Raw genomic sequence first — 23,844 nt, 5'->3', positions numbered from 1 at the left:
ACTTTGAAACGCAATAATGCGTGGTCAAACCAGAGATTTACACCACAGTGTTAAGCCGATCACTTTCAGCCGAATGGCCTACCCCAGCACCATCGTACTCAACCGACAGGTGCAGCACCGCCGCCCCTGTTCGTCGAATACCACGATCTCCCAGCTCTGACTCGAACGCCCCAGATGCAGCGGCTGGCACACCCCGCGCACCTTACCGTGAGAGACGGCGCGATGGTGCGTGGCGTTCAGCTCCGTGCCCACCACGCTCTGCCCGTCGCGGGTCATCAGAAAACCGGCCATTGAGCCCAGCGTTTCCGCCAGCGCCGCCGACGCCCCGCCGTGCAGCAGGCCAAACGGCTGATGGGTGCGCGCATCCACCGGCATCTCCGCTTCCAGCGTGTCGTCCCCGAGGCGGGTATAAACGATGCCCAGATGTGCCACAAGGGTGTTCACGCTGGTGGCGTTCAGTTCTTCAGGCGATAAATGACGTTTCCAGATCATCAGGCCCCCAGCGTGGAGCCGCCGTCCACCACAATATCCTGCAGGGTGATATGGCTGGCGGCATCGGATGCCAGGAACAGCACCGTGCTGGCAATCTCCTGCGGACGGGCAATCTTGCCCAGCGGAATACCGAGCTTGAACTGCTCGCCAAAGCCACGAATACGCTGCTGCTCCGCATCGTCGCTTTTCCACAGGGTGCGCTGCATGTCGGTGTCCGTTGAGCCCGGCGACACCAGGTTACAGCGCACGCCGCTGCCCGCCAGCTCCAGCCCGACGGTCAGGGCCAGGCTTTTCAGCGCCGCTTTCGAGGCACCGTAGGCGCTCATGCCGATGCGCGGCGCGTGTGCCGCGTCGGATGCCACAGTGACAATCGCCCCGCCCTGCTGACGACGGAACTGGCCCATCGTCTGCTGGAACAGGTTGAACGCGCCGCCAACGTTGACCGCAAAGGTCTGCTGCCAGTCCTCCTGCGAGAGCTGGTCCGTCGCCCCCATACGCAGAATGCCCGCCGCGTTGACCAGCACGTCCAGACGTTCGAGGGTATTAAGCAAACGGCCACACGTATCGCTGACCTGAGCAAAATCCGCCACGTCCAGCGTCTCGGTGGCGAAGGGGTAATCGCCCTGCGGGAAGGCCAGGTCGAACCCGGTCACCTCTGCGCCCGCCTCAGCAAACGCCAGCGCCGTCGCGTAGCCAATCCCCTTCCCCGCGCCCGTTACCCAGACGGTTTTGCCGGTAAAATCAAAACGCATTACTTCACCTCGCGGGAGAGCAGCGCCCACCAGGCGTCGATTGTTGGATTTTTTGCCAGCATCACGAAATCGATATCGCCGTGCACTTTGCGCCAGCGGGCGGCCAGCGCCATCATGCGCACCGAGTCCAGACCGTAGTCGATCAGGTTTTCGTCATCCATCGGCTCGTCGGACTCGTCCAGTAAAGGCAGGATCAGCTCGCGCAGCGCGGCTTTCGAGGCCGGAACGGACGGCAGCAGCTCGTCGGTCATCACCACGCGGCCCGAGCGTCCTGCCACGTAGTTGAGCGACATCAGGTGCTCGTCGCGGGTAAAATCCGCCAGCGCGTCGGCAATGAAGAACGGCTTGATGTCGCGCATAAAGGCATCGGTGGCGGTGGTCATACAGCCGATATGGGCGTAAACGCCGGTAATCAGCAGCTGGTTGCGGCCCGTCTCTTTTAGCATCTGCTCCAGCGGCGAGCGGTGGAACGCGCTGTAGCGCCACTTCACCAGTACCGTGTCCGCTTCGTCCGGGGTCAGCTCAGCGACGATGCGTTGCTGCTCCGGCGAGCGGGTCAGGCCCGGCCCCCACATGTCGTTCAGCAGGGCGCGATCTTCGTCGCTCTGCTCTTTCGGCTGGGCGGTGTAGTACACCGGAATGTTGTGCGCTTTGCACCAGGCGCGCAGTCTGGCGATGTTCGCCACCACCTGCTGCATCATCGCGCTGTTTTCGCCCCAGAAGTTCAGGAAATACTCCTGCATATCGTGGATTAGCAGCGCGGCGCGTTCCGGCTCAAAGCTCCAGTTCACCTTGTTGGTCGGCAGCTCTGCGGCAGTCGGCAGCGCGTAAGCGGTTAATTTTGGAATGGCCATACTCTGTTCCTTAGCCCTGTGCCCGTTCAGCAAGCCACAGGCGCAGCTGTTTCTTATCGACTTTGCCGACCGGCGTTAACGGAAGCGCATCCACGCTCTCCACGCGGTCCGGCAGCTTAAATTCGGCAACGCCCTGCTCGCGCAGGAAACGACGCACCTCGACCGCGCGCAGGGGCTGTTTCACCACCAGATACGCGCAGCTTTTTTCGCCCAGCAGGCTGTCCTCCATGCTCACCAACGCGGCGTGGATCACCGCTTTGTGGCGCAGCAGCAGGTTTTCGATCTCTTCGGCGGCGATCTTCTCGCCGCCGCGGTTGATCTGATCCTTCTCACGCCCCTGTACGGTGATGTAGCCCTGCTCGTCAATGGCGATCAGATCGCCGGAGCAGTAAAAGCCGTCGGCGTCGAAGGCGCTGGCGTTGTGTTCCGGGCTGTTGAAATAGCCGCGGAAGGTATACGGTCCGCGCGTCATCAAACGCCCGACCTCACCGCGCGGCAGCGGGTTGCCGTCCTCGTCCGCCACCCACACTTCATCGTCCGGGCACATCGGGCGGCCCTGAGTGTTGATGATGCGCTCCGGCGCGTCGTCGAGCGCGGTGTAGTTCACCAGCCCTTCGGCCATGCCGAACACCTGCTGAAGCTGGCAGCCGATTCCCGCCGGAATACGCGCCGCAAGCGTGGCGGACAGGCGCGCGCCGCCCACCTGCAGCAGCTTCAGTGATTTAAGCTGCGCGTTGCCCGCCCCGTCGGCAATCGCCTGAAGCCAGAGGCTGACAGCAGGCGGCACCAGCGAGGTGACGTTAATCTGATGCTGTTCAATCAGCGGGAAGCAGAGCGTGGCGCTCGGATCGTTCGCCAGCACCACGCAGCCGCCTGCAGTGAAGACGCCCAGCGATCCCGGCGAGCTCATGGCATAGTTATGCGCCGCGGGCAGCGCGTTCAGGTAACGCGTTTCGGCGGTGATACCGCAGATCTCGTTGCTGCGGCGGATGCTGTAGTCGTAATCGTTGTGCGTGCGCGGGATCAGCTTCGGCGTGCCGGTGCTGCCGCCGGAGAGCTGGAAAAACGCTACTTCGTCGGCGGGCGTCGGGTTCGGAATGAAGTTGTCCGCCGGACGCGCAGTCGCCGCTTCCAGAGCATGTGCGCCCTTATCGCCGCGCAGCAGCACGGCGCGAACCGAGCGGTGTTCATCCACGAAGGTATTAAGAAAATCATCGCCCGCGAACAGGGCATGGTCACGATCGGCGATCAGCACGGCGGGTTTGATCTGCACGGCATAGGCGTTCAGCTCGCTGCGCTGATGGCTAAAGAGCGCGTTCACCGGCGCGACGCCGATCTGCAGCAGCGCGAAGAAGGTGATGTAGAACTCGGCCACGTTGCCGAGCTGCACCAGCGCGGTCTCGCCGCGGTGCAGCCCCTGCGCCTGAAGGGCGGACGCCAGATTGTTCACCGCCTGATGAAACGCGCGGTAGGTGATGCGCCGATCGCCGTCGATAATCGCCACGGCATCGCTGTCCGCATGGTCCGTCAGGATGTGGGTCAGCGGCAGATCCAGCCAGTAGCCTTTTTCGCGGTAGCGCCGGGCGAATTCCTCAGGCCAGCGGGTAAAGGGAATGGTCATGAGTGTTCCTTAGTGCAGGCCAAACACGTTGAGCATGGTGGAGAGCTTCACGCCGGTTTCGCGCCACTCGCCCACCGGCGAGGAGGCGGGGACAATGCCCGCACCGGCAAACAGGCGAACGGTGTTTTTATGCAGACGCGCGCAGCGGATGGTCACCACCCACTCGCCGTTGCCTTCGCTGTCGCACCAGCCGACGATGCCGCCGAAAAGCTCGCGGTCGAACGGCTCCAGCTCGGCGATCAGTTCTTTCGCCGCCTGATGCGGGAAACCGCTCAGCGCCGGGGTCGGGTGCAGCAGGCAGGCCAGGGTCAGGGCGTTCTCGTTCTCGCGCGCGTCGCCTTCAACCGGCGTCGCCAGATGCCACAGCGTCGGCGTGGTAATCAACTGAGGAGAATCAGGCATGCTGAGATGGTGGCTGCGCGGAGCCAGAATGGCCTTCATCGCCTGGGTGACCAGATCGTGCTCGTGACGGTCCTTTTCGGAGGCCAGCAGCTTATTGCCCGCTTCGCGATCCAGCACGTCGTCCGGCTGACGGCGCGCGGAGCCAGCCAGCGGCAGAGAGCTAAAGTGCCTGCCCTCTTTGCGCAGCAGCAGTTCCGGGCTGGCGCCGAGCAGCACGCCGCCGTCTTCCAGCGGCACGTGGAAGTTAAAGCTAGCCGGGTTCTGGGCGATCAGACGCTCCATCAGCGCGCCGCTGTCCATATGTTTGTCGGTGGCAATATCAATCAGGCGCGACAGCACCACCTTGTTCACCTGCGGCGTGGCGGTCAGCGTCGCGGCGCGGGCGACCATCTCTTCAAAAACGGGCTGAGCGGGGATCTCGGTGCGCTGTTCCACCTTCAGCGCCTGCGCGCCGGAGAAATAGCGCGCGGACTGCTGACGCGCAGGACGGGAAAACGTCTCCCAGCGTTGCGGAATAAACAGCGACGACGGCTTGCGGGTATCGAACGGGATGGCCCCTACCATGACGGGATGGGCGATGCCGCTGGCTTTTGCATTCCGGAAAGCCTGGGCTAATTTCTGCTGGAAGTGCCCCGCCGGATCGTCGCCGCCGACGGCAGATTCAGAGAAGCGGGCAAAACAGCCTGAGGTAGTAAAACTGCGATAAGGCGACATAAAGAAAAAGCTGTCTGATTGCAGCGTGGTCGCGGCGTGCTGAACTTCCTCAGCCAGGGACGTGTCCATATCATCCTCCTCAAAATGATAAAAGAAGCAATAATGATTATCATTTATATTTTCGCCGGCTAACCTAATCCCACATCGCCCCGCTGTCAACCGTCGGGTAAAGACTTGTGCGACAAACGCTTGCATCCCTCCCTCACAACCATGAAAATGAGAAGCATTATCTTCAACAAAAACAGGATGCCGCTCAGTGAAATTCCCTGCCGTTTGCCGCAATGCCCTCTTTTTGACAGGACTTTTTGTTTTAGGACTAACCTCAGCCACCGCCGCAGACTGGCCGCGCCAGGTGACCGACAGCCGCGGCGTGCATACGCTGGAGCGCAAACCGACGCGCATTGTCTCCACCAGCGTGACCTTAACCGGCTCCCTGCTGGCAATTGACGCGCCGGTCATCGCCAGCGGCGCAACCACGCCGAACAACCGCGTGGCGGATGCACAAGGTTTTCTGCGCCAGTGGGGCGATATTGCGAAACAGCGTAAGGTTGCGCGGCTGTACATCGGCGAGCCGAGCGCCGAAGCGGTAGCGGCGCAAATGCCGGACCTGATTTTGATCGGCGCCACCGGCGGGGATTCCGCGCTGGCGCTGTACGATCAGCTCTCCGCCATCGCCCCGACGCTTATCATTAACTACGACGACAAGAGCTGGCAGGCGCTACTGACCCAGCTGGGCAGCATCACCGGACAGGAAAAACAGGCAGCCGGGCGCATTGCCGAGTTTGATAAACAGCTCGCGCAGGTGAAACAGCAGATGAAGCTGCCGCCGCAGCCGGTGAACGCCATCGTCTACACCGCCGCCGCGCACAGCGCCAACCTGTGGACCGCGGAATCGGCGCAGGGCAAGCTGCTGCACCAGCTGGGCTTTACGCTGGCCGCTCTGCCCGCCGGGCTGCACACGTCAAAAAGCCAGGGCAAACGCCACGACATTATTCAGCTGGGTGGGGAAAACCTGGCGACTGGGCTGAACGGCGAAGGGCTGTTTGTGTTTGCCGGCGACCAGAAAGACGTGGATGCGATTTACGCCAACCCGCTGCTGGCGCATCTACCTTCGGTGAAAAACAAACGGGTTTGGGCATTGGGAACCGAGACGTTCCGCCTGGATTATTACAGCGCGATGTTGGTATTACAGCGTTTAGAAGCACTCTTTGGGTAACGGCTGCGCCCGGTGGCGCTTCGCTTACCGGGCCTACGGGTGCAAAATGTAGGCCGGGTAAGGCGCAGCCGCCACCCGGCAAATCACACCGGAGCACTCTCCTGCCTGAATCGGCGCAATTCTGCCAACGTCATTAATAAAATCACACCAATAATTGCCAATACAAACCCGCTGCTGCTCGCCGAAGCCACCGGGGTCATCATCGCCCCCAGCCCACCGAGGATCGCCGCGCCAATCGCATCGCCCGTGACGTTCTGCGCCGTCCACAGGCCATTAATGCGCCCGAGCATGCCTTCCGGCGTCTGGGTCTGGATCAGGGTGTACTGAAGCAATGAGCTGATGGCGCTCAGCCAGCCGAAAATCACCAGGCACAGTACGCCCAGCGCCCACACCGGCATCAGGCTAAAGAAGCCGATGGCGATAAACGAGGCCAGCGTGGCAAGCAGCATAATCAGCCCCGGACGCGCGCTCTGCGCCAGGTTGCCGCTGGTCAGCGCCCCGCACGCCGCGCCGAGCGGAATGGCGGCGTACAGCACGCCAATCTCCGAGGCGCTCATCTGCCACTCGCCCGCCAGCGCCGGGTAGAGCACGCGCACGGCGCTCGCCATCGTCAGCAGGCCGCCGAGCAGCGCAATGCCGCCAATCAGCGGGTTGCTGAACAGGAAACGAATCGCGGCCATCAGCGATTTCAGAGGATGCTCGCGCGGCTGCGGCGGAGGTGGCAGCAGCGGCAGGCGCAGCAGCGTTAGCGTGGTGATAAAGGTCCCCGCCGCCGCCAGCCCGTAGTTCCACGCCACGTTGCCAGTCGCCAGCAGCAGGCCGCCCACCATTGGTGAAATCACCGAGCCGAGGCGCACGGTGAGCATGGTAATCGCTCCCGCCTGCATCAGATTCTCGCGCCCGACCAGCGCGGGCGTTGCCGCCAGCAGCGCCGTCACGCCCAGCGAGGCGAAGAAACCGTCCCACAGCCCCAGCGCGTAAATGGCGATCAGCGACGGCTCCGGCAGCATGGCGTTCAGACACAGCCCGATAAAGCCCACGCCGCAGGTGCCGCGCGCCAGCAGGATCAGCTTTTTACGCTCGTAGCGGTCCGCCAGCACGCCGCCGACCATCAGGCCGATGAACATCGCCCCGCCGGTTAAGGTGACGGATAACCCCACCAGCCAGCTGGAGTGCGTCATGGTCTGGATCTGGACCGGCACGGCCACGCCGAGCAGCCCGAGGGACAAAATGGAGATAAAGCGAGCGATAAACACGGCGCGATACGCCGGGTGCGTTTTCAGCAGGCTGAGGTTGAGCAGCCAGGATTTTTGATTCATGACAAAGCCTTGAGTCTATTTCTACCCATTCAATGGGCGCACATGCTAACATAGCCAAATAAGATAGATAACGATAATCACTATCATTATCAAATCATGGATGTTGCTATGTCGTTTTCCTCTTCTGCGGTGCGCGCCGCTGCCGCGCCCGTTTTACTGCTGCTCCTGAGCCTTGCGGTTGCACTCAGCCTGCTGATCGGCGCGAAGCCGCTGCCCGCGTCCGTTATCGTTGATGCGCTTACCGGCACCTGCCAGAGCGCAGACTGCATTATCGTGCTCGACGCCCGACTGCCACGCACGCTTGCCGGGCTGCTGGCGGGTGGCGCGCTTGGCCTTGCCGGTGCCCTGATGCAAACCCTTACCCGCAACCCGCTGGCGGACCCCGGCATTCTCGGCGTCAACTCCGGCGCCAGCTTTGCCATCGTGCTCGGCGCGGCGCTGTTCGGGTTGACGTCGCCCACCGAACAGCTGGTGATGGCCTTCTGCGGCGCGCTGGCCGCCTCGCTGGTCGTCGCCTTTACCGGGAGCCAGGGCGGCGGGCAGCTGAGTCCGGTACGCCTGACGCTTGCGGGCGTGGCGCTCGCGGCGGTGCTGGAAGGCTTGTCCAACGGCATCGCCCTGCTCAACCCGGACGTCTACGACCAGCTGCGCTTCTGGCAGGCTGGCTCGCTGGATATCCGCACCCTCGACACGCTGAAAGTGGTGGCGATCCCGGTCGCTATCGCTGCCGCCGTGACGCTGTTTTTGAGCCGATCGCTCAACAGCCTGAGCCTCGGCAGCGACACCGCCACCGCCCTCGGCAATCGGGTGGCGCGCACGCAGCTGATTGGTCTGCTCGCCATCACCGTACTCTGCGGCAGCGCGACCGCCGTGGTCGGCCCGATCGCCTTTATCGGTCTGATGATGCCGCACATGGCGCGCTGGCTGGTAGGGGCGGATCACCGCTGGTCGCTGCCGGTGACGCTGCTGGCGACCCCTGCCCTGCTGCTGTTTGCCGACGTGCTGGGCCGCCTGCTGGTGCCCGGCGAGCTGCGCGTCTCGGTGGTCAGCGCCTTTATCGGCGCGCCGGTGCTGATCTTCCTGGTTCGTCGTAAACGCGGAGGTGGCGCATGATGGCCCCGTCCCGCCGTTTACTGACCAGTGTCTCGCTGCTGCTTCTCGCCATTCTGCTGCTGGCGGTCTGGAGCCTGCGCAGCGGCGCGGTGTCGCTCGACTTTACTCAGGTGGTTAACGCCCTGCTCGGCAGCGCGCCGCGCAATATCACCATGGTGGTGACGGAGTGGCGACTGCCGCGCGTGGCGATGGCGATTCTGGTCGGCGCGGCGCTCGGCGTGAGCGGTGCGATATTCCAGTCGCTGATGCGCAACCCGCTCGGCAGCCCGGACGTGATGGGCCTCAATACCGGGGCCTGGAGCGGCGTGCTGGTGGCGATGGTGCTGTTTGGTCAGCACCTGACGGCGATTACCTTTACGGCGATGGCGGGCGGCATTCTGACGTCCTTACTGATCTGGGCGCTGGCCTGGCGCAACGGCATCGACACCTTCCGCCTGATCGTCATCGGGATCGGCATCCGCGCCATGCTGATGGCCTTTAACACCTGGCTTTTACTGCAGGCCTCGCTGGAAACCGCGCTCTCCGCCGGGCTGTGGTACGCCGGCTCCCTCAACGGCCTGACGTGGGGCAAAACCTGGCCCGCCGCGCCGCTGATTGTGCTGATGTTTATCGGCGCGCTGCTGCTGGTGCGGCGTATGCGTCTGCTGGAGATGGGCGACGACAGCGCCTGCGCGCTGGGCGTGGGCGTCGAGCGCTCGCGCCTGATGCTGATGCTGGTCGCCGTACTGCTGACCGCCGCCTCCACCGCGATTGCCGGGCCGATCTCGTTTATCGCCCTCGTGGCACCACACATCGCCCGCCGCCTTAGCGGGACGGCGCGCTGGGGCTTAACCCAGGCGGCGCTGTGCGGTGCGCTGCTGCTGCTGGCCGCCGATCTCTGCGCCCAGCGGCTGTTTATGCCTTATCAACTGCCGGTGGGCGTAGTGACCGTCAGCCTCGGCGGGATTTACCTCATCGTCTTGCTCGTTCAGGAGTCACGCAAGAAATGACAGATTCAACCACCCGCTTGCGCGGCGAAAACCTCACCCTCGGCTACGGCAAAAAAATCATTGCCCGTGACTTATCCGTTGCCATTCCGGACGGCCACTTTACCGCGATTATCGGGCCGAACGGCTGCGGTAAATCGACCCTGCTGCGCACGCTGAGCCGCCTGATGACGCCGGCTGAGGGCAGCGTGTTCCTCGACGGGGAGCAGATCCAGCGCTTCGCCAGCAAAGAGGTGGCCAGGCGCATCGGGCTGCTGGCGCAAAACGCCACCACGCCGGGAGACATCACGGTGCAGGAGCTGGTCTCGCGCGGGCGCTATCCGCACCAGCCGCTGTTTACCCGCTGGCGCAAAGAGGACGACGAGGCGGTGAACCGCGCGATGCAGGCGACGGGAATTACCGATCTCGCCCGGCAAAGCGTGGACACACTCTCCGGCGGGCAGCGTCAGCGCGCGTGGATCGCGATGGTGCTGGCGCAGGAGACCTCCATCATGTTGCTGGACGAGCCGACGACCTGGCTCGACATCAGCCATCAGATTGACCTGCTGGAGCTACTGAGCGAGCTGAACCGCACTCAGGGGTATACCCTGGCGGCGGTGCTGCACGACTTAAACCAGGCGTGCCGCTACGCCACGCATCTGATTGCCCTGCGAGACGGTGAGATTGTGGCGCAGGGCGCGCCGAAAGAGATTGTGACGCCGGATCTGATCGAGAGGATCTACGGCATGCGCTGCATGATTATTGACGATCCGGTAGCGGGCACGCCGCTGGTGGTGCCGTTAGGTCGGCGGTAATTGCCGGGTGGCGGCTACGCCTTACCCGGCCTACACTCGGCTCCCGTAGGCCGGGTAAGGCGTAGCCGCCACCCGGCGCTTTTGACGTTACCCCAATATATCCTTCAACACTGGCCCAATTTTCTCAAACGCCTTCGGTGAAATGATATCCACGTGGGTGCAGTCCTGGCTGTACACCTCCAGTTCGCTCACCCACGGCGCCCACGCGACCTGCGGATTCATCGTTCGCGTCCGCTCGGCGACAAAAAGCGTCGCTTTGCCGTCAAACCGCGCGCTGTGCGCCGAGGTGAGCAGCCGTACCGCGTCGGCGTAGTTGCCTTCGATAGCGTTAAACAGCTCGCTGGAGCCCTGCCCCTGCTGCGCGGCGATAAACGCCTGGCGCTCGCGCTCAATTTCCGCCAACACCTCCGGGTCGAGGCCGTTGGCCTCTTTCTCCGCCCAGTTCTGGGTTTCCGGCGGCCAGGTGTCCAGCAGGCCGAGGAAGGCCACCTCTTCACCCAGCTCGCGCAGACGGGCGGCAATGCCCTGCGCCAGCGTGCCGCCGAGAGAATAGCCGAACAGATAATATGGCCCCTGTGGCTGCTGCTTACGCAACGTATTCAGGTGATGCTCAATCACCCCATCCAGATCCGCACACTGCTGCATCGGCCCCTCTGGTCGAGGAGACTGAATGCCGGTAATTGACCAGCGCGGGCTGAGGTAGCGCGCCAGCACGCTAAACTGCCAGGCAAAGCCGGACGCAGGATGGAAGCAGAACAGCGTCGGGCCGCTGCCTTCGCGCAGCGGCAGAAGGGTTTCATAGCCCAGACGCTGCGCCTGCTCGTCGCTCATCTGTGAATCCAGCAGCGCGCTAAGCTTGCTCACCGTCGAGGCGACCATAATCTGCCCCGGCGTCACCTTGCGCTCGAACACGCGGCTAAGCTGCGCCGTCAGGCGCATCGCCAGCAGCGAGTGTCCGCCGAGGGTAAAGAAGTCGGCTTCGATATCGTTGACCTCACAGCCCAGCAGGGCGGAGAACGCCTGCGCGACGGCGGTTTCGGTTTCCGTCTCCGGCGCGCGGCCGGAGGTTTTGCTGGTCAGCTCCGGCAGCGGCAGCGCCTTGCGGTCGAGCTTGCCGTTGGCGCTGAGCGGCAGCGTGCTGATTTGCAGCAGCACCACCGGCACCATATGCGGCGGCAATTGGGCTTTGAGCGATTCCAGCAGCGCGTCGCGGTCCAGCGGTAAACCGGATTCGGAGACCACATACCCCACCAGCTGGCGGGCATCGCCTCCCGTCGCCGCCGCCTGGTTGAACACGCAGGCGTGGGCGACGGCCTGGGCCACGTCCGGCAGCGCGAGCATCGCCCGGTCGATTTCGCCCAGCTCGATGCGCTGGCCGCGGATTTTTAACTGATCGTCGCTGCGGCCGAGATATTCCACCGCCCCGTTGTCCAGCCAGCGGGCGACGTCACCGGTACGATACATCCGCTCGCCGGGAGCGAACGGGTCGGCAATAAAGCGGCTGGCGGTGAGGTCCGGACGGCCCAGATACCCCTGTGCCAGCTGAATGCCGGTGAGATACAGATCCCCCGCCACGCCAAACGGCACCGGGCGCATCATCGCGTCCAGAATGCGCAGCCCCGTGTTCCACACCGGGAAGCCGATCGGCACGCTGTTGCCCTCCACCGCCGCCAGCTCGGGACCATAAGCCGGATACCAGCTGACGTCCACCGCCGCTTCCGTTGGGCCATAGAGGTTATGCAGCGGCGCATGGGTTAACTGCTCCCACTCGCGGCACAGCTCGGTCGGCAGCGCTTCGCCGCTGCAGAACACCTGCTTAAGGGTTTTGCAGCACGCAGCGTTTTCCGGCGTCAGCGAGGCGACAAAGGCCGCCAGCATCGACGGCACGAAGTGGGTGGTGGTCACGCCGTACTGCGCGAAGAAGCCCTGCATCGCCTGCGGATCGCGGTGCGCGTCCGGCTCTGCCATCACCAGCTTCGCCCCGGCGATAAACGGCCACCAGAACTCCCACACCGATACGTCAAAGCTGCACGGCGTTTTCTGCGCCACCACGTCCGTCGCGTCCAGCGGGTAGTGATCCTGCATCCACTTCAGGCGGTTAACGATGGCGGTATGGCCGACCATGACCCCTTTCGGGCGCCCCGTCGAGCCGGAGGTAAAGATGATGTACGCCGTCTGCTCCGGCCTGGCCAGGCGCAGCGGTTCCACCTCCGCAGCCGGTAACAGTGTGTTGTAACTAAATGCCGTAATCGGCAGATCGCTAAAGCGCGAACGCTGTTCGTCGGTAGTAATGAGCAACGAAGGTTTGGCATCTTCCAGCATCATCCGCAGGCGGTCGTCCGGGTAGCCGGTGTCGAGCGGCAGCCACGCGGCACCGGCCTCAACGATGCCGTGCAGCGCCAGGGTCAGGAACACCGAGCGCGGGAGTGCCACCGCCACGCTGTCGCCCGGCTTCACGCCGCGCGCGCGCAGCAGGTTTGCCAGCGCGATCACCTGCTCGCGCATCTCACGATAGCTAAGCTCAATATGCGCGTCCGCCAGCGCGGGGGCGTCCGGCGTTTTGCTCGCCTGCTCCGCCACCAGATCCGCCAGCGTGGTGGACGGCAGCGCCAGCCCGGTATCGTTGATGCGAGCCAGCTGCTGATATTCCTGCTCTGAAACGGTTTCCACTTCGCCACAGCGCAGGTCCGGGTTGGCCGCAAACTGCAGCAGCATCGCGTTCAGACGCGCGACGTGGCGGGTGAGCGTCACTTCATCGTAACGCTGTTTATTGGCGAGGATCTCAATACTCAGGCCACCCTGCTCGTCCGGGAACAGCGCCAGCTCCAGATCGTTCACCGGGCCGGTTGCCAGCGTGTGGGTGATGGCCTCCACGCCGTCGATATCCAGCTGATAATCGAATACCTTGACGTTCAGCACCGGGCCAAATAACGCTTCGTCGCCTGCGGCGCGCCCGCCGTCGCGCACGATCTGCTCGGCGTCGTAGCGCTGATGGCGGCGCATTTTTTTCAGCTGGTTCGCCAGGCGCAGCGCCAGCGCGGGCAGGCTCTCCTGCGGGTTAATATTCACCGCCAGCGGCAGGACGTTGAGCACCGGTCCGGTCGCGGTCAGCGCGGCGGAGCCCATGCGGCGCATAAAGATAAACCCGGCGGCGTAATCCAGCCGCCCGGTCAGGCGGCCCAGCCACAGCGCCACCAGCGCAAGGGCCAGATCGGTGCGCTGCGCCTGACCTGCCGCCTGCGCAAGCTGGCTAAAGGCGCGAGCGTCCGTTGCAATTTTCAGGCGCAGGATATCGGTGGTGGCGGCGCGTCCCGGCAGCGGCGCGGAAGAGAGCGAGACCGGAGAAGGAAGCTGCCTGCGCTGCTCTGCCCAGAAGGCGCCGTCGCGCTGATACGCCTCGCTTTGACGGTAGCGCTGGTACTCCTCCACCACTTCGGCAAACGGCGTAAACGGGGATGCGGGCGTCGGGTCACCCTTCTTCCACGCGGCGTAAATCGCGGCGATCTGCCGGGTAATGGCCGGGAAGCTGAAGCCATCCACCACCAGATGGTGATAGCGCTGATACCAGTACCAGTGGCTTTCACCCACCTGAATCAGCTGGTGAAACGCCAGCGGCTGGCCGCTCTCGACGCGCAGGTTTTGATTGAGATCGGCCTCCATCAGCGCCACGGCGGCGTCGTGAGAATCAACGCGAACGACAGGTGGCTCCGGCAAAATGACGGTGTCATCCACCCACTGCCATACATCGCCGTTATCTTCGGCAAAGCGCATGCGCAGGGTATCGGCCTGCATCATGCCTTCAGCGATGGCTTTAGCCAGCAACGGCGCGTCGATATCGCCTTTCAGCTCGGTGTAGTGCGCCACGCTCCAGGCGTTTGGCAGGGAGGAAAGCTGTTCCGCCATCCAGATACCCGGCTGGGCGGCGACGAGAGGTAGACGGTTCATGCGCTCCCCTCCGCAAAATGGGACGGTTCAAGCGTGCGCCAGCGTTCGGCCAGCCACTGCTGGCACGCCTCCTGAGACTGTGCCTCGCACACCACGCGCCAGCCTGCGGGCAGTTCGCACTGCTGCGGCCACAGGCTGTACTGGCCCTGGTCATTTTGCAAAATGGCGAACTGTCCCTGCGGATTATCGAAAGGATTGCTGAATTCCATACAGACTCCGTTATTGAATAAGCGGCTGCCAGAGGGTCATTAGCCCCTGCGTCAGCCCACCGCGCCAGCAAAGCGCGTCGTGTCCGCCGTCAACCTGACGCCAGTAAACCTGCTGCGCGCGGAGTTCGGCGTAAATCGCCTGGTTCGCGCGGAAGATAAGCGGCTCGTTGCGCCCGGCCTCAAGGACGATGCGCAGCCCGCGTGCGTTTTTTTCACCCGCTTTAAGCTGTTCGATGAGCAGCCCGTCCTGCTGCCCGCCGCGGTGCGGCCACCAGTAGGATCCGGACTGGCTGAGGATGCAGCCAAAGCGCTGCGGCCAGTTGAGGCCAGCATAAAGCGAAGAGAGGCCGCCAAAGCTCTGGCCCGCGACCACGGTACGGTCAGCGCGGTCGCTGAAGGGCGCGAGCTGTTTTACATGAGGGAGAAGTTCTTCCTGCACCGCCAGCCAGAAATCGGGATTACAGGGCAATTCGCGGCTGCGATGTTCCATGTCGATCGCATCAATTAATACGTAGACCGCAGGCGGCAGTTTGCGCTCGGTGGTAAGTGACGCCAGCGCGGGCCAGACGGGCATGCTTTCGGCCCAGAACTGCCCGTCGAGCAGCACCGCCAGCGGACGTTCCGGGCCGTCATCCCCGGTGGTGAAAATCCAGACGCGACGGCGGTTTTTCAGGCGCGCGCTTTCCCATTCAATGCAGATCGGCGCCTTGAAGGGCGTTTTGGGCTGATTCCAGCCGGGCTGAACGGGCGCTTCCGGCATCTCCAGCGCCGAGACGGCATGACCGCGCCCGCCGCGCCAGCTCTGCGGATTCAGCGGGTCGGAAACCGCGTGCGGCAGCAGCCTGCGCCAGCCTTCGCGCAGCGCCATGCGGTCCGGCTGCTGGCCTTCAAACACGGTATCGGCAAAATCGTTTTCATTTACGGAGGGGATAAAACAGTAGCTGCCGCGCCATTCCGGGCTGAACTCGCCCTGCCACTGCCAGACGTCGGTATCCGGAACGCGTTCAAGAGATTGCGGGCGGGCATTCTGATGATGGTCGGTTACGCCGGTAACGTAGAGCCAAACGCGTTTGATTGTCGACGTTTTCTGCGTTCCTGCCGGGTCACGCCACCAGAAGTTGACGCGATATTTCCCTTGTTCAGGCTTCCATTCCGGCCCGTTTTTGGACTGCCACCACGCTTCACTTCCGGTTGTTAACGCCGTCACCCTTATAACCCCATGTTTAACAGACTTTTTTGTTTCAGGACAAATTTTATTGATAATATTATTGATAACTATTTGCATTTGCAATAGCGTAATGCCCGCGCTGTGGGAAGCGCGTTCATTAAATAACCATAAAAGCGGGACGTACAATGAATAAGAAGATTCACTCTCTGGCCTTGCTGGTCAATTTAGGGATTTATGGTGTCGCGCTGCCCGCCATGGCAGACGACAACACCGCCTCCGCGCAGCACGAAGACACCATGGTGATCACCGCCGCCGAGCAGAACCTGCAGGCGCCCGGGGTTTCTACCATCACCGCCGACGAGATCCGCAAAAACCCGCCCGCGCGCGACGTGGCGGAAATCATCCGCACCATGCCGGGCGTTAACCTCACCGGGAACTCCACCAGCGGCCAGCGTGGGAACAACCGCCAGATTGACATTCGCGGCATGGGCCCGGAAAACACCCTTATCATGATCGACGGCAAGCCGGTCACCAGCCGTAACTCCATCCGTCTGGGCTGGCGCGGCGAGCGCGATACGCGCGGCGATACCGGCTGGGTGCCGCCGGAGATGATCGAGCGCATTGAGGTCATTCGAGGCCCGGCCGCCGCACGCTACGGTAACGGCGCGGCAGGCGGCGTGGTGAACATCATCACCAAAAAATTCGACGACCAGTGGCACGGCTCCTGGAACACCTACCTGAACGCGCCTGAACACAAGGACGAGGGTTCCACCAAACGCACCAACTTCAGCCTCAGCGGCCCGCTGGGCGGTGACTTCAGCTTCCGCATGTTCGGTAACCTGGATAAGACCCAGGCCGACGCGTGGGACATCAACCAGGGCCACCAGTCTGAGCGTACCGGCGCTTACGCCAACACCCTCCCTGCGGGACGTGAAGGCGTGGAGAACAAAGACATCAACGGCGTGGTGCGCTGGGACTTCGCGCCGATGCAGTCTCTGGAGTTTGAGGCGGGCTACAGCCGCCAGAACAACCTCTACGCGGGCGATACGCAGAACACCAACAACGACAGCGCGCTGGTGAAGAAAAACTACGGCAAAGAGACTAACCGTATTTATCGCCAGAACTTCGCGGTGACCTGGAACGGCGGCTGGGACAACGGCATTACCACCAGCAACTGGGCGCAGTACGAACACACCCGCAACTCCCGCCTGGGCGAAGGGCTGGCGGGCGGTACGGAAGGCCTGTTCAACAGCGATAAATTCACCGACACCGACCTGGCCGACGTGATGCTGCACAGCGAAATCAACCTGCCGATCGATTTCCTCGTCAACCAGAACCTGACTCTGGGTACCGAGTGGAACCAGCAGCGCATGAAGGACTCCACCTCCTTCTCGCAAACCCTGCAGGGCGGCACCATTCCGGGCATGAGCAACGACCGCAGCCCGTACACCTCGGCGGAGATTTTCTCCCTTTTCGCCGAAAACAACATGGAGCTGACCGACAGCACCATGCTGACCCCTGCCCTGCGCTTCGACCATCACACCATCGTCGGCAACAACTGGAGCCCGTCACTTAACCTGTCGCAGGCTCTGGGGGATGACTTCACGCTGAAGATGGGGATCGCGCGCGCCTACAAAGCGCCGAGCCTGTACCAGACCAACCCGAACTACCTGCTCTACAGCAAAGGCCAGGGCTGCTACGCAAGCTCTGACGGCGTGGGCTGCTACATGATGGGCAACGACGACCTGAAAGCCGAAACCAGCATCAACAAAGAGATTGGCCTGGAGTGGAAACGCGACGGCTGGCTGGCGGGTGTGACCTGGTTCCGCAACGACTACCGCGACAAGATTGAAGCGGGCTACGCGCCAATCGGTCACACCTCGTCCGGTAAAGTGCAGACGGACATCTACCAGTGGGAAAACGTGCCGAAGGCGGTGGTGGAAGGTCTGGAAGGCTCCCTGAACGTGCCGGTCAGCGACACGATTAACTGGACCAACAACATCACCTGGATGCTGCAGAGCAAGAACAAGGAGACCGGCGACCGTTTGTCGATCATTCCGGAGTACACCCTGAACTCAACCCTGAGCTGGCAGGTGCATCAGGACGTCTCGCTCCAGTCGACCTTTACCTGGTACGGCAAGCAGCAGCCGAAGAAGTACAACTACAAAGGCCAGCCGGTTACCGGGTCTGAGAAAGACGAAATCAGCCCGTACAGCATCGTTGGCCTGAGCGCGACCTGGGACATGACCAAAAACGTCAGCCTGACCGGCGGCGTGGACAACGTCTTCGACAAGCGTCAGTGGCGCGCGGGTAATGCCCAGACGACCGGAAATGCCACCACCGGTGCGTATATGTACGGTGCGGGTGCGTATACGTATAATGAACCGGGTCGCACCTGGTACATGAGCGTGAATACGCGTTTTTAAGGCACTGAAGTCAATCCTTCCCTCTCCCCTCCGGGGAGAGGGTCAGGGTGAGGGGAAAACCATGCACACCACCCACAGCACTTATTCTCTCGCCGGCCACACCCTCCACCGCATTACCTTCGACCCCGCCACCTTCACCGACGCCGATCTCCTCTGGCTCCCCCATCACGCACAGCTCGCTGACGCAGGACGCAAGCGCAAGGCCGACCATCTCGCCGGACGCATCGCTGCCGCGCACGCATTGAACGATCGCACCATTCCCGCGATCGGCCCCAGCGGGGAACCGCTCTGGCCGGAGGGCGTTTCCGGCAGCATCACCCACAGCGGCACGCAGGCCATGGCGGTGGTGGTTCGCGACAGACTCGCGCTTATCGGCATCGACTGCGAAACCATCCTGCCCGAAAATGAAGCCAGAGAAATTAAAGACGGCGTCATTGATGCCCGGGAAGAGCGCGTGCTTTCCCACTCGGGATACCCGTTTGCCCTCGCCCTGACGCTGGCGTTCAGCGCCAAAGAGAGCCTGTTCAAGGCCCTCTTTCCGCGGGTTCAGGCCTGGATGGGATTTGACAGCGCCCGCGTCACCATGCTCGACGATAAGACGCTTACGCTGGCCTTGACCCGTCAACTGGCAGGCTTTAACGAAGGCGCCACCTTCACCCTGCACTGGCAGCAGCAGGGCGAGCAAGCTATCGCCCTGCTGTCACGCTCTCCTGCCGACGGGCCTTCACGCTGGTAACCCCAAACGTCACGATAAACACCGCCGCGAACAGCACCACAATGGTCGGTGCAGGCGCGCTGTCGAGATAAAACGAGGCATACACGCCGCTAACCGACACGATGGCTGAAACGGCGACCGCCACCAGCAGCGCCATGTGGAAGCGCCGGGTGATGAGCACCGCTACCGCGCCGGGCGCGATCAGCAGTGAAATCGACAGAATAATCCCCACCGCCTTCAGCGTCGCCACGATGGTCAGCGACACCATGCACAGTAAACCATAGTGGAGCCAGCGGGTGCGCAGGCCGCTCGCCTGAGCCTGCTGATAGTCAAAGCAGAACAGCAGAAAGTCCCGCCACTTCAGGCCAATCACCAGCGCGATCAGCCCCGCCACGATCCCGCTTTGCAGAATGTCCATCCCGTTAATGCCCAGCATATCGCCGAACAAAATGTGGTCGAGATGCACCTCTGGCTTGACGGCGATATAGAGGATTAGGCCAGCGCCGAACATGCCGGAAAAGACGATCCCCATGACCGTATCCTGCTTGATGCGGCTGTTGTCCTTCAGGTAGCCGGTGGCAACCGCGCAGAACAGACCGGCCACGAACGCACCCAGCGCCAGCGGCAGGCCCATTATCCAGGCCAGCACGACGCCGGGAAACACCGCGTGGCTCATGGCGTCGCCCATCAGCGCCCAGCCTTTCAGCACCAGGAAAACGGACAGCAGCGCGCAGGGCACGGCCACCAGGAGTGAAATCAGCAGCGCGTTAGTCATAAACGCAAACTGGAAAGGTTCAAGGAGGATTGCCATCATGGGTGTGCCTCCCGCGCGCGACGGCGGCTGGCGAGCAGACCGTGCTTCGGCGCAAAGACGAACGCCAGCAGGAACAGCAGCGTCTGGGCGACGACAATAATGCCGCCGGTGGCGCCGTCCAGATAATAGCTGGCCCACGCGCCGAGGAAGCTGGTGATGCTGCCAATGGCGACGGCAATCATCAGCAGGCGCGGGAAGCGGTCGGTGAGCAGCCACGCGGTCGCGCCGGGGGTGACCACCAGACAGATCACCAGAAACGCCCCGACGGTTTGCAGCGCCGCCACGGTGGAGACCGCCAGCAGGGTAAAGAAGAGGATCTTCAGACGTTCAGGACGCAGGCCGATGGCGCGGGCGTGGTTCTCATCAAAAAAGGTCACCATCAGATCTTTCCATTTGAACAGCAGGATAACCATCGACACCGCGCCGATAATCGCCAGCTGGACGATATCTTCCGGGGCGATGGCGAGAATATTGCCGAGCACGATGGTCTGAATATTCACCGAGGTCGGGTTGAGCGAGACCATAAACAGCCCGAGCCCGAAAAAGGAGGAGAAGATCAGCCCGATGATGGCGTCCTCTTTCAGGCGGCTACGCTGGTTGAGAAACAGCATGCTCCCCGCCGCCAGCCCGCCCGACAGGAACGCCCCCAGCGAGAACGGCAGCCCGAGCATGTACGCTCCCGCCACGCCCGGCACGATGGAGTGCGAGAGCGCATCGCCGATCAGCGACCAGCCTTTGAGCATCAGATAGCAGGAGAGAAACGCGCACAGCCCGCCCACCATCGCCGAGACCCACATCGCGTTGAGCATGTACTCGTAGCCGAAGGGTTCGAGAAGCGCGTTCATTTGGCCTCCTGTCGGTGGGTCACAAACGGCCGTTCGTCGTCGGTAATAATGCGATCTTCCGAGCCGCTGAGCACCACGTGGCGCAGCACGCCGCTGAAGGCGCGCTCAAGGTTCTCGGCGGTGAAGGTGGTGTCCGTCGGGCCGCTCGCCAGCACGGTGCCCTTGACCATCACCGTGTAATCGCAAAACTCTGTGACTGAACCTAAATTGTGGGTCGAGACAAGCATGGTTTTGCCCTCGTCGCGCAGCTCCCGCAGCAGGGTGATGATCCTGGCTTCGGTTTTGACGTCCACGCCGGTAAACGGCTCGTCGAGCAGGATCACCTCGCCCTGCTGGGCAATCGCCCGCGCCAGAAACACGCGCTTCTTCTGCCCGCCGGAGAGCTCGCCAATCTGCCGATGGCGCAGCTCGAGCATATCCACGCGCTTCAGGGCGTCGGTCACTATTTGCCTGTCACGCGCCTTAGGTCGGCGCAGGAAACCCATATGGCCGTAGCGGCCCATCATCACCACGTCTTCAACCAGCACCGGAAACGACCAGTCAACCTCTTCCGACTGCGGCACGTAGGCGACCAGATTCTGACGCAGCGCCCGGTGAGGCGGCAGCCCCAGAATGGTGATAGTGCCGCTCGCCGCCCGCACAAAGCCCATCACCGCCTTAAACAGCGTGGACTTGCCTGAACCGTTCACCCCCACCAGCGCGGCAATCGATCCGCCCGGCACGCTGAACGACGCATCGCGCAGCGCCGTGTGGCCGTTGCGGTAGGTCACGGTCACGTCTGTGACAACAATCCCCTTGTGCATGGTTACTCCTTCATGCCGTCACGGATGCCCTGCACCAGCGTGCGGGTGGTGACGTTCAGCAGATCGATATAGGTCGGCACCGGGCCGTTTTCCGCGCTCAGGGAGTCAACGTACAGCACGCCGCCGTAATGGGCGCCGGTTTCACGCGCCACCTGACGGGCGGGCTTATCCGAGACCGTGCTTTCGCTGAACACCGCAGGGATGTGATGTTTTTTCACCAGGTCGATCACCTTGCGCACCTGCTGGGGCGTGCCCTGCTGATCGGCGTTGATCGGCCACAGGTAGAGCTCTTTCATGCCCAGATCCCGCGCCAGATAAGAGAATGCCCCTTCGCTGGTTACCATCCAGCGTTTGTCTTCCGGGATCTCCGCGACCTGCTTACGCAGCGGTTCGAGAGTGGCGGTGATCTTCTGCTTGTAGGCTTCGGCGTTGCGCTGGTACGTCTGCGCGTTGGCCGGATCGTACTTCACCAGCGCGTCGCGGATGTTATCAACGTAAATCAGGGCGTTGTCCGGCGACATCCACGCGTGCGGGTTGGGCTTGCCGTTATACGGCCCTTCGCCAATCCCCATCGGGGTAATACCTTTGGTGACAATCACCTCCGGCACGCCGTTCAGGTGCTGATAAAAACGCTGGAACCACAGTTCCAGATTCATGCCGTTCGCCAGGATCAACTGCGCCTTCTGCGCGCGTTTGATATCGCCCGGGGTGGGCTGATACTCGTGGATTTCAGCGCCCGGCTTGGTAATGGACGTCACGTCTGCGGCCTCACCCGCCACATTTTTCGCCATATCGGCGATAACGGTAAAGGTGGTGATGACCTGAAACTTTTCAACCGCCAGCGCGCCGGTAGTGGTCGCAGTCATGAGCAGCGCGCCGAGCAACAGACGCTTCAATCCTTGCAGTGGGTGCATTGCAGAAGTCTCCAGAGGTGTTTAAATTCAAAGCAAAATTAGCCCGTGCTATAAGGTATAGCATAGGCTATATTTTAATGAAAATAGTTATCATTAAAGTTATGTCAATGAAGGGCGAGCAGGAGAAGTTTTAGGAAAAGTGCGTTCTTTTTTCTCTCACGGTCAAGAGTATGATTTATGGTCAATACCCATATTAAATAAGTGGAATTGACATGCCGGTTAATGAAAGAATTCATCCCACATCGGGAACCCCGATTAATCCGGGAGGGGTCCGACAGCTCACTGTTGGTGAAATCGCTCTGGCGAAGACGCTTTACGGTTACAGCATTCGCTATCATCGGGTTTGGGTGCACAGGGAAAGTTATCTTCCTTTTAATTTGCAACCGGTTGATGTGGCGATGAGTCCCAACGGGGAAATGTGGTACAGAGAGGAAACGTATTCGCCGGATTTTTCGTTAGAGAAAAGCCTCCGAAAACAGCATCGATTCATGCATGAAATGATGCACGTCTGGCAGACGCAAAAAGGTATGTTTGTCAGAACCAGGGGATTATTTTCTGGCATTGCTGATTATTCATACAGCTTAGATAAAGCAGATCTATTGCATTATGGTTTAGAGCAACAGGCATCAATAGTAAGTGACTATTGGTTATTGAAATACCATGGTTTAACAAACAATGAGCATTTATTTGAATATCGTGATTTTAACCGGAATGAGACTATTTATTATCTTCTTCAGAAATACCAAACAATTTTGAGAGGTTTTCCTGGATGAAAAAAATAATTACCTTACTTAGTTTATGCATTTTACTGACGGGCTGTCCGGGAGGCAAACGTGCACCATATCCCAGAGCCACGTATATTAATGGAGATTATCTCTGTTTTAGCGTAAATAAAAAAGACAAACTTAATTATTATACAATTTACTCTAGTGAAGGTAGCGATATAACCATCGTCACTGGTTCCGGAAGGAAACAATTGAATCTTAACTACCCTGATAATTGCATAGATATCAATTGGAAATATGGATACACCTACGTAATCAACTATGGCCTGAATGGCGCAGATTATGAACATGAGTTTTTTATCGATAACGACGGGCAACTAACTAATCTGGGAGGATTATAATGTCATTACCCGCTTACTTATTTCTCTATGATGAGAATGGAATGCTCATTCAGGGCGATTGTTTGATGCCAGGCCGGGAAGGTGCTATTGAAATCATGAACAGCAGTTACGGCATAAAGCAGGCAGTGGACAGTCATACCGGAAATATGACCGGAACACGGCAGCATGGCCCGGTTACTCTGCATAAGCAATTAGATAAAGTGAGTCCTTATCTTGCCGTTGCCGCCTGCGAGGGCAGACGCCTGCAAAAAGCCATTATCAAATATTATGAAATTGTTGAAGCGGGAGCAGAAAGAGAGATCTACACCATTACGCTTGATAGCGTGGTGATCTCATCCCTAGACTTCACGCATGTCTATTACCCGGGCAGCTCAGCGCCGAATATGCATGAAGTGGTTGGACTTAGATTCCGGGGTATTCAGTGGAATTATGCGAAAGGCAATATTCTTTATGGCGATGCATGGATGAAACCCGCGCAAAAAGAAAAATAAGATGAAAATTTTACATGAAGAAAATATTGCCCTACAGTCCCAATCCACATTCAAAGCCTGATGGCGCTTCGCTTATCAGGCCTGCGGAAAAGTGGTTTTGTAGGCCGGGTAAGCGCAGCGCCACC

General features: G+C 61.1%; 22 protein-coding genes. 9 read left to right on the top strand and 13 right to left on the bottom strand.

From position 1 onward, the window contains the following. Positions 1–78: 78 nt before the first annotated feature. From entH to entC, 5 genes are read right to left on the bottom strand one after another with little or no spacing between them, the layout of a single operon-like run. A complete protein-coding gene (gene entH, locus ACR42C_RS06060; protein ID WP_116341260.1) occupies positions 79–492 on the bottom strand; it encodes a proofreading thioesterase EntH in 414 nt (137 codons plus the stop codon). Beyond that, complete coding sequence (gene entA, locus ACR42C_RS06055; RefSeq protein WP_316380960.1) at positions 492–1,244, bottom strand: 2,3-dihydro-2,3-dihydroxybenzoate dehydrogenase EntA; 753 nt, start codon at positions 1,242–1,244, stop codon at positions 492–494. The genes entH and entA overlap by 1 nt, the downstream gene beginning before the upstream one ends. After that, positions 1,244–2,098 carry an isochorismatase gene (locus ACR42C_RS06050; protein ID WP_116341264.1) on the bottom strand — a complete coding sequence of 285 codons (855 nt, stop codon included), beginning with the start codon at positions 2,096–2,098 and terminating at the stop codon, positions 1,244–1,246. Before ACR42C_RS06050 ends, entA begins: the two co-directional genes overlap by 1 nt. A 10-nt stretch (positions 2,099–2,108) precedes the next feature. Then, the gene (entE, locus tag ACR42C_RS06045; RefSeq protein ID WP_479984888.1) at positions 2,109–3,719 is read right to left on the bottom strand and encodes a (2,3-dihydroxybenzoyl)adenylate synthase EntE; all 1,611 of its coding nucleotides are present in this window, start codon (positions 3,717–3,719) and stop codon (positions 2,109–2,111) included. A 9-nt stretch (positions 3,720–3,728) separates the two neighbouring features. Next, positions 3,729–4,904: an isochorismate synthase EntC gene (entC, locus tag ACR42C_RS06040; protein WP_479984887.1), complete on the bottom strand. Its 1,176-nt coding sequence runs from the start codon at positions 4,902–4,904 to the stop codon at positions 3,729–3,731. 187 nt (positions 4,905–5,091) lie between these two features. Between entC and fepB the strand changes: the two genes are divergently transcribed. Then, a complete protein-coding gene (fepB, locus tag ACR42C_RS06035) occupies positions 5,092–6,051 on the top strand; it encodes a Fe2+-enterobactin ABC transporter substrate-binding protein (RefSeq protein ID WP_316380964.1) in 960 nt (319 codons plus the stop codon). Positions 6,052–6,134: 83 nt separating this feature from the next. On the opposite strand, the gene entS is transcribed toward fepB, so the two are convergent. Then, positions 6,135–7,370 (bottom strand): enterobactin transporter EntS, encoded by a 1,236-nt coding sequence (entS, locus tag ACR42C_RS06030; RefSeq protein ID WP_316380965.1) that lies wholly within the window; start codon positions 7,368–7,370, stop codon positions 6,135–6,137. A 108-nt stretch (positions 7,371–7,478) separates the two neighbouring features. Here entS and fepD point away from each other — a divergent pair, with 108 nt between their 5' ends. Genes fepD through fepC form a run of 3 tightly spaced genes read left to right on the top strand, consistent with a single transcriptional unit; the run spans position 7,479 to position 10,263 of the window. Further along, the gene (gene fepD / locus ACR42C_RS06025; RefSeq protein ID WP_479984886.1) at positions 7,479–8,483 is read left to right on the top strand and encodes a Fe(3+)-siderophore ABC transporter permease; all 1,005 of its coding nucleotides are present in this window, start codon (positions 7,479–7,481) and stop codon (positions 8,481–8,483) included. Then, positions 8,483–9,472 carry an iron-enterobactin ABC transporter permease gene (gene fepG / locus ACR42C_RS06020; protein ID WP_320721157.1) on the top strand — a complete coding sequence of 330 codons (990 nt, stop codon included), beginning with the start codon at positions 8,483–8,485 and terminating at the stop codon, positions 9,470–9,472. Before fepD ends, fepG begins: the two co-directional genes overlap by 1 nt. After that, the gene (gene fepC / locus ACR42C_RS06015) at positions 9,469–10,263 is read left to right on the top strand and encodes an iron-enterobactin ABC transporter ATP-binding protein (protein WP_163330495.1); all 795 of its coding nucleotides are present in this window, start codon (positions 9,469–9,471) and stop codon (positions 10,261–10,263) included. Before fepG ends, fepC begins: the two co-directional genes overlap by 4 nt. 87 nt (positions 10,264–10,350) lie before the next feature. Here fepC and entF read toward each other — a convergent pair whose 3' ends face one another. From entF to fes, 3 genes are read right to left on the bottom strand one after another with little or no spacing between them, the layout of a single operon-like run. After that, positions 10,351–14,208 (bottom strand): enterobactin non-ribosomal peptide synthetase EntF, encoded by a 3,858-nt coding sequence (gene entF / locus ACR42C_RS06010; RefSeq protein ID WP_479984885.1) that lies wholly within the window; start codon positions 14,206–14,208, stop codon positions 10,351–10,353. Further along, positions 14,205–14,417 carry an MbtH family protein gene (locus ACR42C_RS06005; RefSeq protein WP_166710396.1) on the bottom strand — a complete coding sequence of 71 codons (213 nt, stop codon included), beginning with the start codon at positions 14,415–14,417 and terminating at the stop codon, positions 14,205–14,207. Before ACR42C_RS06005 ends, entF begins: the two co-directional genes overlap by 4 nt. Positions 14,418–14,427: 10 nt before the next feature. Continuing rightward, the gene (fes, locus tag ACR42C_RS06000; protein WP_479984884.1) at positions 14,428–15,624 is read right to left on the bottom strand and encodes an enterochelin esterase; all 1,197 of its coding nucleotides are present in this window, start codon (positions 15,622–15,624) and stop codon (positions 14,428–14,430) included. Between the two features lie 146 nt (positions 15,625–15,770). Between fes and ACR42C_RS05995 the strand changes: the two genes are divergently transcribed. Further along, positions 15,771–18,011, top strand: a complete 2,241-nt coding sequence (locus tag ACR42C_RS05995) for a TonB-dependent siderophore receptor (protein ID WP_479984883.1) — start codon at positions 15,771–15,773, stop codon at positions 18,009–18,011. A 61-nt stretch (positions 18,012–18,072) separates the two neighbouring features. Continuing rightward, positions 18,073–18,747, top strand: a complete 675-nt coding sequence (entD, locus tag ACR42C_RS05990; protein ID WP_316380732.1) for an enterobactin synthase subunit EntD — start codon at positions 18,073–18,075, stop codon at positions 18,745–18,747. On the opposite strand, the gene ACR42C_RS05985 is transcribed toward entD, so the two are convergent. The 4 genes from ACR42C_RS05985 to ACR42C_RS05970 are packed head-to-tail and all read right to left on the bottom strand — an operon-like array spanning position 18,698 to position 22,102. Beyond that, positions 18,698–19,540: a metal ABC transporter permease gene (locus ACR42C_RS05985; RefSeq protein ID WP_316380733.1), complete on the bottom strand. Its 843-nt coding sequence runs from the start codon at positions 19,538–19,540 to the stop codon at positions 18,698–18,700. The genes entD and ACR42C_RS05985 overlap by 50 nt on opposite strands. After that, on the bottom strand, positions 19,537–20,385 hold the full coding sequence (gene sitC / locus ACR42C_RS05980; RefSeq protein ID WP_316380734.1) for an iron/manganese ABC transporter permease subunit SitC: 849 nt from the start codon (positions 20,383–20,385) through the stop codon (positions 19,537–19,539). The genes ACR42C_RS05985 and sitC overlap by 4 nt, the downstream gene beginning before the upstream one ends. Further along, positions 20,382–21,188 (bottom strand): iron/manganese ABC transporter ATP-binding protein SitB, encoded by an 807-nt coding sequence (sitB, locus tag ACR42C_RS05975; protein ID WP_116341291.1) that lies wholly within the window; start codon positions 21,186–21,188, stop codon positions 20,382–20,384. Before sitB ends, sitC begins: the two co-directional genes overlap by 4 nt. A 2-nt stretch (positions 21,189–21,190) precedes the next feature. Next, entirely contained in the window at positions 21,191–22,102 is a 912-nt protein-coding gene (locus tag ACR42C_RS05970; protein ID WP_479984882.1) for a metal ABC transporter substrate-binding protein, read from the bottom strand. Positions 22,103–22,314: 212 nt separating this feature from the next. Here ACR42C_RS05970 and ACR42C_RS05965 point away from each other — a divergent pair, with 212 nt between their 5' ends. The 3 genes from ACR42C_RS05965 to ACR42C_RS05955 are packed head-to-tail and all read left to right on the top strand — an operon-like array spanning position 22,315 to position 23,719. Next, positions 22,315–22,875 (top strand): type IV secretion protein Rhs, encoded by a 561-nt coding sequence (locus tag ACR42C_RS05965; RefSeq protein ID WP_320721085.1) that lies wholly within the window; start codon positions 22,315–22,317, stop codon positions 22,873–22,875. Then, complete coding sequence (locus ACR42C_RS05960; protein ID WP_316380737.1) at positions 22,872–23,228, top strand: putative T6SS immunity periplasmic lipoprotein; 357 nt, start codon at positions 22,872–22,874, stop codon at positions 23,226–23,228. Before ACR42C_RS05965 ends, ACR42C_RS05960 begins: the two co-directional genes overlap by 4 nt. After that, positions 23,228–23,719 carry an Hcp family type VI secretion system effector gene (locus ACR42C_RS05955; RefSeq protein ID WP_316380738.1) on the top strand — a complete coding sequence of 164 codons (492 nt, stop codon included), beginning with the start codon at positions 23,228–23,230 and terminating at the stop codon, positions 23,717–23,719. Before ACR42C_RS05960 ends, ACR42C_RS05955 begins: the two co-directional genes overlap by 1 nt. Positions 23,720–23,844: the final 125 nt, after the last annotated feature.

This window comes from Enterobacter sp. MG-EB028 (genome assembly GCF_056673305.1).
This window is presented reverse-complemented; position numbering and strand designations above follow the sequence as displayed.